The following is a 10,333-nucleotide window of genomic DNA, read 5'->3' on the forward strand; positions in this document are numbered from 1 at the left end:
GCGGAATCGAGGGCGGTTCGTCCGCCGTCGAGCACCCCCTGGGCGGTTCGTCCGCCGTCCAGCACGCCCTGCGTGGAATCCAGGGCGGATCGGCCGTCGAGCACACCGTGGGCGGCGTCGAGTCCGGAAGTCCCCCCGAGCATCCCGGAGGCGGTGTCGGGACCGGGGTGTCCGCCGAGTACCGCCGTCGGCTCGGTGGCGGCGGTGCCCGACATTCCGGCAGGTAGCCCGCCCGGAACCGGTGTCGCGCCCTGCTCGAGTTCCTTGCGCGTCGTCAGATACGCGGGCGGCTCGAACGGCGCGATATCGGCGGGCAGCTGGAACAGCGGTACATCGGGAAGCGGCCCGCGCGGGCCGGTTCCGGTGGCGGGCATTGTCGCCACCGCCTCCCCGGCGGTCGAGGCGGGGCCGATCACGCCCGAGGGATCGACGGGGCTCATCCCTGTCCTCCGATCGCCGTGTCCATCCGGTCCAGACCGCCCGCGAACTCGCCGTCGGTGGTCTGGATGGCGGTCGCGGTTCCGGCGGCCACCTGCCCCAGGTGCGCGTAGCGCGCCGAGAGCGCGTTGACGTCCTTGCCGTGCAGCAGCTCCGCCACCGCGAACATGGCCAGATAGTCCGCGCCGATGAGCCCGAAGACGGGCGTCATGGCGGCGACATTGGCTACAGTGTCCAGGTTGCCCGCAGCAGCGATATCGGCCGCGACACCGTGCTGGGTCGTGGCGAAGGCGCGGACCGCTTCCGGATCCACCGAGAGTTCGGTCATGACTCGCCCCCCGATCGTCGTGGACAGATAGCGGTTCCGAATATATCGGACCGGGCCGACGAGCGCGCGTGGCCTATCCACAGGCAGGATGACTAGAACTTGTTGCAATTTAGAACAGGTTCTATATTCATTGTTCATGAAGGTCGCAGTCACCGGCGCCGCCGGGTTCCTTGGCACCAATTTGCTTCGCCTGCTTACCGATCGCGGACACGAGGTGACCGCCATCGATCGGGTCCGGCCCACCGGCGTCGCGGAACCGGGTGTCACCTGGGTGGCCGGAGACGTGCTCGACCCCGCCTCCATGCGTACCGCGCTCGAGGGGGCCGAGGTGGTGTACCACCTGGTCGCGGTCATCACCCTGGCCCAGAAGAACGACCTCGCCTGGCGCATCAACACCGAGGGAGTGCGCGTGGTCGCCGAGGCGGCGCTCGCCGTCGGCGCGCGCCGGTTCGTGCACGCCAGCTCCATTCACGCGTTCAACCAGTACCAGTGCGGCGGCCGCATCGACGAGCGCACCGCGCGGTCCATCAGCCCGGATCTGCCGGTCTACGACCGGTCCAAATGGCAGGGCGAGGTCGAACTGCGCAAGGTCGTCGACAAGGGGCTCGACGCCGTGCTGTGCAACCCCACCGGTGTCTACGGCCCGGTCGACTACACCCGCTCGCGCATCAACGGCACCCTGCTCGACGCGTCCAAGGGCCGCGTCCCGGTCATGATCGGCGGCAGCTTCGATCTGGTCGACGTGCGCGATGTGGCCCTCGGCCTGGTGCTGGCCGGGGAGCGCGGCCGGACCGGGGAGAACTACCTGATCACCGGACATATGCAGACCATGTGGGATGTCACCCGGCTGGCCGCGGCCATCAATGGCAGGAAGGGGCCGCGCTTCCTGATTCCGGCGCAGGCCGTCTCGGCCGTCATGCCGGTGCTGGAACCGATGGGCAAGCTCTTCGGCAGTGACATCCTGTCCAAGGCCGCCATGGGCGCGCTCATCTCCGCGCCCGTCGTGGACGGCGCCAAGGCCAAGACCGAACTCGGTTATCAGCCGCGTCCGACCGAGGAGACGGTGCGCGACCTGATCGCCTTCGCCGACAACGAGCTCGGCAAGGTCGACACGCGGCAGATCGCTTGACAGTACCTAGAACGCATGTTCGACTGGGAACGTGCGGTGGCAGAACCAGACCCTGGACGCCGATGACGGCGCGCTGCCGGGACTCGAGCGGGCTGGTCTCGTGCGCAGCGTACAGACTCCCGAGTTCGAGGGCATCACTTTCCACGAGGTGCTCTGCAAGAGCGCGCTGAACAAGCTCCCGGAGGGCGGCAGCATGCCGTTCAACTGGACCGTCAATCCCATGCGCGGGTGTTCGCACGCGTGTCGCTACTGCTTCGCGCGTGGCTCGCACGAGTACCTGGACCTGGACGCGGGGCGGGATTTCGACAGCCAGATCGTCGTCAAGACGAATGTGGTGCCCGTCCTGCGCCGAGAGGTGCGCAAGCGCTCCTGGCGGCGGGAAACCGTTGCGCTGGGCTCGAATACGGACCCCTACCAGCGGGCCGAGGGCCGCTACCGGCTGATGCCGGGCATCATCTCCGCGCTCACCGAATCGGGCACGCCCTTCTCGATTCTCACCAAGGGCACGCTCATGCGACGGGACCTGCCGCTGCTCACCCAGGCGGCGCAGCAGGTTCCCATCGATCTGGCGGTGTCGCTCGCCATCCTCGACGAGGATCTGCACCGCGGCCTGGAACCCGGCACGCCGTCGCCGCGGGCCCGCCTGGACCTCATCCGCGCGCTCGCCGACTCCGGATTCGCCGTGAATGTCATGGTGGCACCGGTGATTCCGTATCTCACCGACGGCAAGGCGCATCTGGACGCGCTGTTCGAGGCCATCGCCGACGCGGGCGCGGCCGGGGTCACCGCCTTCCCCATGCATCTGCGCGGCTCCACCCGCGACTGGTTCCTGGAATGGCTGGCCGCCGAGCATCCCGCGCTCATCCGACGCTACCGACAGCTGTACGGTCGCGGGAGTTCGGTGACACCCGAGTATTCTGCTTGGCTGCGCGGCCGTGTCGAGCCGCTGTTGGAGAAACACCGTTTGAACCGTGCACGTCCGGCCGAGCCCGAGCTACGGGCCGTCGCCGACTCCACACCGCGGCCCGCCGCGGGGCGGACGCCCGACCGGCAACTGGCGCTGTTCGCCTGATCCGGCTGAGATTCACCAGAACAACCGCTCGATTTCGCGGGTGTGTCGCGAATACAGCGGAGTAGTTTGGCGTTGATACCTCACAGCGACGAGGAAGTGATGCAGGCGCATGGTTTCGCAGCACGACGATGAACCCCTGGCACCCGCCGGATCTCCGGTGCCCGCGTCCGGAAACGGCGGCGTCACAGAGAAATTGGAAAGGGTGGTTATTCGCTTCGCGGGTGACTCCGGTGACGGCATGCAGCTCACCGGTGACCGGTTCACCCACGAGGCCGCCGCCTTCGGCAACGATCTCGCGACCCAGCCCAACTTTCCCGCCGAGATCCGAGCGCCGCAGGGCACGCTGCCGGGCGTTTCGTCGTTCCAGATCCAGATCGCCGACTACGACATCCTCACCGCCGGTGACCAGCCCGATGTGCTGGTGGCGATGAATCCCGCGGCGCTCAAGGCGAATCTGGAGGAGTTGGCGCGCGGTGCCACCGTCATTGTCAATACCGACGAGTTCACCAAGCGGAATCTGGCCAAGGTCGGCTACAGCGGCGATCCGCTCGCCGATGACACGCTGTCGGATTTCGTGGTGCACCGGGTACCGATGACCTCGCTGACGCTCGGCGCAACCGAACCGACCGGTATCGGCAAGAAAGACGGGCAGCGCGCCAAGAATATGTTCGCGCTCGGTTTGCTGTCCTGGATGTACGGGCGGCCGATCAGCGGCACCGAACAGTTCATCCGAGAGAAATTCGCCGCCAAACCCGAGGTGGCGGAAGCAAATATACTCGCAATTCGGGCGGGCTGGAATTACGGCGAAACCACCGAGGCATTCGCGAGCACCTACGAGGTTGCCCCGGCGACGCTGCCGCCCGGCACCTACCGGCAGATCACCGGCAATACCGCCCTGGCCTACGGCATCGTGGCGGCGGGGCAACTGGCCGGTTTACCGGTCTTCTTGGGCACCTACCCGATCACCCCGGCCTCCGACATCCTGCACGAGCTGAGCAAGCACAAGAGCTTCGGCGTCACCACCTTCCAGGCCGAGGACGAGATCGCCGGAATCGGTGCGGCGCTGGGTGCTTCGATCGGCGGCGCGCTGGGGGTGACCAGCACCTCCGGCCCCGGTCTGGCGCTCAAGAGCGAGACCGTCGGACTGGCCGTCATGACCGAGGTGCCGCTGCTCATCGTGGACGTGCAGCGCGGCGGACCGTCCACGGGCCTGCCGACCAAGACCGAGCAGGCCGATCTGCTCCAGGCGCTCTACGGGCGCAACGGCGAATCGCCGGTGGCGGTGCTCGCACCGCGCTCACCCGCCGACTGCTTCGACACCGCCGTGCAGGCGGCGCGCATCGCGCTGACCTACCGCACCCCGGTGCTGCTGCTGTCCGACGGGGCCATTGCCAACGGGTCGGAGCCGTGGGCGATTCCGCGGGTGTCGGATCTGCCGCGCATCGATCCCGGATTCGAACCCGATGCCGACGACGAGGGCGGCTTCCAGCCCTACGCACGCGACCCCGAAACCCTGGCCCGTCCGTTCGCCGTCCCGGGCACCAGCGGCCGGGCGCACCGCATCGGCGGTCTCGAAAAGGCCGACGGCAGCGGCAATATCTCCTACGACCCGGCCAATCACGAGCTCATGGTCCGGTTGCGGCAGGCCAAGATCGACGGCATCACCGTGCCCGACCTCGAGGTCGACGACCCGGACGGGCGCGCCGAACTGCTGCTCATCGGATGGGGCAGTTCCTACGGGCCGATCGGCGAGGCGTGCCGCCGGGCCCGCCGCCGCGGCGTACCGGTGGCGCAGGCGCACCTGCGGTATCTGAATCCCTTTCCCGCCAACCTCGGTGAGGTGCTGGGCCGCTATCGCACGGTGGTCGCGCCGGAGATGAACGGCGGTCAGCTCGCCCTGCTGCTGCGGGCGAAATACCTGGTGGACGTGCAGCCCTGGACCAAGATCGCCGGAACGGCGTTCTCGGCGCAGGAACTGGTCGGCGTGATCGACGCGGCACTGGACGGATCCATCGCGGAGATGGAACAGGACAAGGCTTTCGCCGCACGGGCGCGGGCCACCTACCGCACCCCAGGGGGTAAGTGATGACCATTGTCGAGAACCCGTTCGTCGGAACCGATCTGGGGCTCACCGGCCTGTCCGGCGTGCCCGCCGCCGACCGACCGCAGAAGGTCAAGGAGTTCACGTCCGATCAGGAGGTGCGCTGGTGCCCCGGCTGCGGCGACTACGTGATCCTGGCGACCGTGCGCGGTTTCCTGGCCGAACTCGGGCTGCGGCGCGAGAACCTCATGTTCGTCTCGGGGATCGGCTGCTCCAGCCGCTTCCCGTACTACCTGGAAGCCTATGGGCTGCACTCGATCCACGGCCGCGCCCCGGCCATCGCCACCGGACTGGCGGTGACGCGGCCCGATCTGTCCGTCTGGGTGGTGACCGGTGACGGCGACGCGCTCTCCATCGGCGGCAACCACCTCATCCACGCGCTGCGGCGCAATGTGAACATCACGATCCTGCTGTTCAACAACCGGATCTACGGGCTCACCAAGGGGCAGTACTCGCCGACCTCGGAAACCGGCAAGATCACCAAGTCCACCCCGATGGGCTCGGTCGACCACCCCTTCAACACGCTGTCGGTGGCGCTGGGCGCCGAGGCCACCTTCGCCGCCCGCGCCCTGGACTCCGACCGCGCCGGACTCACCGAGGTGCTGCGCGCGGCGGCCGAACACCGGGGCACCTCCTTCGTGGAGATCCTCCAGGACTGCCCGATCTTCAACGACGGCTCCTTCGACAACCTGCGCAAGGAGAACGCCGCCGCCCACCTCGTTCCGCTGCGTCACGGCGAACCGATCCGCTTCGGCGCCGACGGTGAGATGGCGGTGGTGCGCGAGGGGTTCGGGCTGCGCGTCGCCCGCGCCGACAGTGTCGCCGAGGCCGATATCGTCGTCCACGACGCCTACACCGACAGCCCGGAATACGCCTACGCCCTCTCGCGGCTGTCCGATCAGGACCTCTCGCACGTGGTCACCGGCGTATTCCGCAGCGTCTCCCGCCCGACCTACGACGACGGCGTGCGTGCCCAGGCCGAGACGGCCCGGGAACGCAAGCCGGTGGACGACGACGCCCTGCAGAGTCTGCTCACCGGTCGTGAAACCTGGACCGTCGGATAGCTTTTCAGCGGTCGGACAGCGGTTCAGCGGTCGGCGACGAAGGCGTCGAGGAGTTTCTCCGACAGTGTGGCGAACCGGGTGCGGTTCGCCCGCTGCTCCTCGGTGAGGCCGTCGGTGGTCTCCGGGTCGTAGACGATGACGTGCGCGTCCTGATCCGGCTGTTGCGGGGTGTAGTCGAGAATCATGCTGCTCTGGTTGGAGACGCCCGCATTCCCCATATCCAGGGTGGTCAGCGCCCGCGTCTCGGTGATCGCGGCGGTGACCACCTCCTGCGGAATGGTGCCGGTGATCTCCTGCGGCGGGGTGTTCGCGCTCCGATCCGGATCGGCGGCATCCGGACGCCGAATCGCCCGCCCGTCGGCCTGCACCTCGAGCAGCGGCCGCAAATCGGTGCGGCCGATGAGCCAGCCGTTCGGGATCGACGTGAGCGTGAACAGCATCGGACCCGTGACGGGCGCCGGTGCCGCCGGAGCCACGGGCGAGGCCGGCGCCGGTTCCTGCGCACCGCCGACCCCGCCGCTCACCGTGAGCGCGGCGGCGGTCACCACGACCGCCGCCACCGACCGCAACACGTTCCGCCGCCCGAAAAGTCCTGTAGCACCGCGTGTTCCCATGAACCAATCCCTCCGTACCGGCGAACCTCCCGCCCGCCGACGGTGATTGTCCACCGAAGGGCCACCGCTGCGCGACCCGCGCACGACCGGCCCCGCTCAGAACGCTGCCGACCAACAAGACGTCCGCAAGCCTTCCGATCGACACGTGGCAACTGATCTCGCACCGCTCGGGGTAACTCCTGGGGTACGCCTTGATCGGATCGGCATACGACCGCTGGCACGCGTGCATGAGTGTCGACGGCCGTCAGCCGTGCGCTGAAGTGCCGGGGAGGCGGATGAGCGGACGACCGCCAGCACGCGTGCCCGAGTGGTGACGGCTGTCGGCCTTGCGCTGAATGGCGGGGGCCGACAAGCAGACGACCCTCAGCACGCACGGGTCCCGACGGCTCAGCAGTGTGCGCTGAGTTCGAGGGTCGCGGCGTGGCGGGCGAACGCGCCGACGTCGCGTGCGGGCGGCAGGCGGGCACACGACCGCTCGCACGCGCGGGCACGTGTCGCAACGGCTCTCGGTCGCGTGCCGAAGTCGCGGAGACGTGGGCGTGCGCGTTGATGTCGTGGTGCGGGTGTGCGCGCTGATTTCGCGGGGAGTCCGGCCCGCTAGCGCAGCGCGGGTGGGTTGCGCAGGTCGCGGGCCGAATAGGTGTCGCAGGCCGCGACTTGGCCGGTCTTGTATCCGGCGAGGAACCACTTCTGGCGTTCCTCGGCCGAACCGTGCGTCCACGCTTCGGGATTCACGCGGCCGGTGGCCTGCTCCTGGATGCGGTCGTCGCCGACGGCGGCCGCGGCGGAGAGAGCGTCGTCGATGTCCTGGTCGGTGAGTGGTTTCAGGAACGGCTGGGTGCTGCCGGGCGCGTTCTGCTTATCGGCGAAGTAGGCCCAGACACCGGCGTAGCAGTCGGCCTGGAGTTCGGTGCGCACGGCGCCCGATTCGGGGCCGCGGGGGTCGCGCTGGGCGCGGCCGAGGTCGCCGAGCAGGTTCTGGATGTGGTGGCCGAATTCGTGGGCGACCACGTACTCCTGGGCGAGCGGGCCGGTGCTCGCGCCGAAGCGGGTGCTGAGTTCCTGGAAGAACGCGGTGTCGAAGTAGGCGGTCTGGTCGGCGGGGCAGTAGAACGGGCCGACGGCGGAGGACGCCTGCCCGCAGCCGGTGTTCACCACGCCGGAGAACAGCCGCACCGCCGGTTCGGTGTAGCGGCGGCCGGTCTGCTGGCCCAGTTCGTCGTCCCACACCGCGTCCAGGCTCTGCACGGTCAGCACCACTCGGCAGTCGACGTACTTGTTGGCGTCCGCGCCGGTGCGGCAGTGTTCGGGCGTCCCAGCCACGCCCTGGTCGGTCTGCCCGTTCTCCGCGCCGGTGAACTGGCCGAGCACCGATCCCGGATCGCCGCCGAGCAGCAGCGTCACCACCAGCGCGATGAGACCCACCGCACCGCCGCCCAGGACCAGCCCGCCGCCCATGCCGGGACCGCCGCCGGAGGAGACCCGGTCCGGGTCGATCTGCATACCTTCGTTGAAGGTCATCGTGCTAGCTCCCGTCTGCGGTCGCCTCGATATTGCGGCAGGACATGAGGATTGAGCGGATCGGAAATCCGCCGTCTTACAGCTTGGCACGGGGAGGTGGATATCGGTTTCCACTCCGGCGACGTGTCTCTCTACGATGGACCCGGCGCCTGTCACTCTCCGGCGCCTCGAATCCGTCGAAAGGACTCCCGTGCTGCGCACCCACTTGGCTGGTTCGCTGCGAAGCGAGCACGCCGGTCAGACCGTCACCCTCACCGGTTGGGTGGCCCGGCGGCGAGACCACGGTGGCGTGATCTTCATCGATCTGCGCGACGCGTCGGGTGTCTCGCAGGCGGTGTTCCGGGAGGGCGAGCCCGCCGAGCAGGCGCACAAGCTGCGCAACGAGTACTGCGTGCGGATCACCGGCGTGGTCGAGGACCGGCCCGAGGGCAGCGGCAACCCGAACCTGCCGACCGGGCAGATCGAGGTGAACGTCAGCGAGCTCGAGGTGCTCAACGAGGCCGCGCCGCTGCCGTTCCAGCTGGACGAGACCCCCGGTGAGGAAGCCCGGCTCAAGTACCGCTACCTGGACCTGCGCCGCGAGGGGCCCGGACATGCCATCCGGCTGCGGTCCAAGGTCAACGCCGCCGCCCGCGACGTGCTGGCCAGGCACGCCTTCGTCGAGGTCGAGACGCCGACCATGACCCGGTCCACCCCGGAGGGCGCGCGCGACTTCCTGGTGCCCGCGCGCTTGCAGCCGGGCAAGTTCTACGCGCTGCCGCAGAGCCCGCAGCTGTTCAAGCAGCTGCTCATGGTGGCCGGTGTCGAGCGGTACTACCAGATCGCGCGCTGCTACCGCGACGAGGACTTCCGCGCCGACCGGCAGCCGGAGTTCACCCAGCTCGACATCGAGATGAGCTTCGTCACCCAGGAGGATGTGATCCTGCTGGCCGAGGACATCCTGGTGGCGCTGTGGAAGCTCATCGGCCACGAGATCGCGACGCCGATCCCGCACATGACCTACGCCGAGGCGATGCGCCGCTTCGGCACCGACAAGCCGGACCTGCGCTTCGGCGTCGAGATCACCGAGATGGCGGAGTACTTCAAGGACACGCCGTTCCGGGTGTTCCAGTCGCCGTACGTGGGTGCGGTGGTCATGCCCGGCGGGGCGAGCCAGCCGCGTCGCCAGCTCGACGCCTGGCAGGAGTGGGCCAAGCAGCGCGGTGCGAAGGGCCTGGCTTATGTGCTGATCGGCGAGGACGGCGAGCTCAGCGGTCCGGTCGCCAAGAACCTGAGCGAGGCCGAGCGCGAGGGCCTGGCCAAGTTCGTGGGCGCGAACCCGGGCGACTGCGTGTTCTTCGCCGCCGGTGAGGCCAAGTCCAGCCGGGCCCTGCTGGGTGCGGCGCGCGGGGAGATCGCCCGCAAGTGCGGTCTGATCGACGAGAACGAGTGGGCCTTCGTCTGGGTGGTGGACGCGCCCATGTTCGAACCCGCCGCCGACGCCACCGCCAGCGGCGATGTGGCGCTGGGCCATTCGGCCTGGACCGCGGTGCACCACGCGTTCACCTCGCCCAAACCGGAATACCTGGACACCTTCGACACCGATCCGGGCGCGGCGCTGGCCTACGCCTACGACATCGTCTGCAACGGCAACGAGATCGGCGGCGGCTCCATCCGCATCCACCGCGGTGACGTGCAGGAGCGGGTGTTCAAGGTGATGGGCATCAGCCATGAGGAGGCGCAGGAGAAGTTCGGCTTCCTGCTCGACGCCTTCCAGTACGGCGCCCCGCCGCACGGCGGCATCGCCTTCGGCTGGGACCGCATCACCGCCCTGCTCGCCGGCGTCGACTCCATCCGCGAGGTCATCGCCTTCCCCAAGTCCGGCGGCGGCGTCGACCCCCTCACCGACGCCCCCACCCCGATCACCCCACAGCAACGCAAGGAAGCGGGCCTGGACGTGAAGGTGGACGAGAACGGCGTTCCGATCGTCGAGGGCAAGAACAAGTAGGTCTCCGTGCGGAGTCGATGAGCGCGCGCCCGGGAAAACCGCGCGCGCGCGGGGGGGGGGGCGCGGGCGCCCCCCGTAA

Annotated in this window: 8 protein-coding genes and 1 pseudogene; 5 read left to right on the forward strand and 4 right to left on the reverse strand. The window is 68.8% G+C overall.

Going from position 1 to position 10,333, the window contains the following annotated elements; genetic code table 11:
* Positions 1–440 (reverse strand): annotated as a pseudogene (locus tag QK444_RS24190) (hypothetical protein); the annotation flags it as partial.
* Positions 437–766 (reverse strand): type VII secretion target, encoded by a 330-nt coding sequence (locus tag QK444_RS24195; RefSeq protein WP_282783978.1) that lies wholly within the window; start codon positions 764–766, stop codon positions 437–439. The pseudogene QK444_RS24190 and the gene QK444_RS24195, both read right to left, overlap by 4 nt.
* A 136-nt stretch (positions 767–902) precedes the next feature.
* Here QK444_RS24195 and QK444_RS24200 point away from each other — a divergent pair, with 136 nt between their 5' ends.
* The 4 genes from QK444_RS24200 (at position 903) to QK444_RS24215 (ending at position 6,132) form a co-directional block, all read left to right on the forward strand.
* The gene (locus QK444_RS24200; protein ID WP_282783980.1) at positions 903–1,895 is read left to right on the forward strand and encodes an NAD-dependent epimerase/dehydratase family protein; all 993 of its coding nucleotides are present in this window, start codon (positions 903–905) and stop codon (positions 1,893–1,895) included.
* Positions 1,896–1,926: 31 nt separating this feature from the next.
* On the forward strand, positions 1,927–2,967 hold the full coding sequence (locus QK444_RS24205) for an Rv2578c family radical SAM protein (protein ID WP_282783982.1): 1,041 nt from the start codon (positions 1,927–1,929) through the stop codon (positions 2,965–2,967).
* Positions 2,968–3,076: 109 nt separating this feature from the next.
* Positions 3,077–5,053, forward strand: a complete 1,977-nt coding sequence (locus tag QK444_RS24210; RefSeq protein WP_282783984.1) for a 2-oxoacid:acceptor oxidoreductase subunit alpha — start codon at positions 3,077–3,079, stop codon at positions 5,051–5,053.
* Positions 5,053–6,132 (forward strand): 2-oxoacid:ferredoxin oxidoreductase subunit beta, encoded by a 1,080-nt coding sequence (locus QK444_RS24215; RefSeq protein WP_282783986.1) that lies wholly within the window; start codon positions 5,053–5,055, stop codon positions 6,130–6,132. Before QK444_RS24210 ends, QK444_RS24215 begins: the two co-directional genes overlap by 1 nt.
* A gap of 23 nt (positions 6,133–6,155) precedes the next feature.
* Here the strand turns inward: QK444_RS24215 and QK444_RS24220 are convergent, their stop codons facing one another.
* On the reverse strand, positions 6,156–6,746 hold the full coding sequence (locus tag QK444_RS24220; RefSeq protein ID WP_282783988.1) for a hypothetical protein: 591 nt from the start codon (positions 6,744–6,746) through the stop codon (positions 6,156–6,158).
* A 597-nt stretch (positions 6,747–7,343) separates the two neighbouring features.
* Positions 7,344–8,267 carry a neutral zinc metallopeptidase gene (locus QK444_RS24225; protein WP_282783990.1) on the reverse strand — a complete coding sequence of 308 codons (924 nt, stop codon included), beginning with the start codon at positions 8,265–8,267 and terminating at the stop codon, positions 7,344–7,346.
* 190 nt (positions 8,268–8,457) lie between these two features.
* Between QK444_RS24225 and aspS the strand changes: the two genes are divergently transcribed.
* Positions 8,458–10,254, forward strand: a complete 1,797-nt coding sequence (gene aspS, locus QK444_RS24230) for an aspartate--tRNA ligase (protein ID WP_282783992.1) — start codon at positions 8,458–8,460, stop codon at positions 10,252–10,254.
* The last annotated feature ends 79 nt before the right edge of the window (positions 10,255–10,333 follow it).

The organism is Nocardia sp. CC201C, assembly GCF_030010695.1.
In the GTDB taxonomy this organism is placed as follows: Bacteria; Actinomycetota; Actinomycetes; order Mycobacteriales; family Mycobacteriaceae; genus Nocardia; species Nocardia otitidiscaviarum.